This window comes from Alteromonas alvinellae (assembly GCF_902705805.1).
On record NZ_CACSIH010000071.1, the window covers coordinates 1 to 299 of the forward strand.

Annotated in this window: 1 protein-coding gene; it reads right to left on the reverse strand. The window is 48.8% G+C overall.

The window, feature by feature from the left end:
- Window positions 1-24 precede the first annotated feature (24 nt).
- Window positions 25-299: hypothetical protein (locus ACX5KA_RS05295; protein WP_458730589.1), on the reverse strand; the 275-nt coding region annotated here is incomplete at its 5' end.

The following is a 299-nucleotide window of genomic DNA, read 5'->3' on the forward strand; positions in this document are numbered from 1 at the left end:
ACATGCTAAATTCGTGGGGATCCCTCAGTAGTAGGTAGCAAATTCAGCTTGTCCGCTTTGAACCCCCAACACCACCACATTAGGCACCCCATCACCATCGGTATCACCAATCTGATAAACCGTTGGAGCCCTGTCCCAGTCGCTGCCTAGGTTAATGGTGATTATCGTATTGCGATTAACGGCGTTAACTATCACCAGTTCATGGTTACCAGAGCTGTTGTTTAATCCTTGCAGTGCTACATCGGCAGCGCCATCACCATCCATATCGTCAAACACATGGAAGCTCACGTTACTCCAGC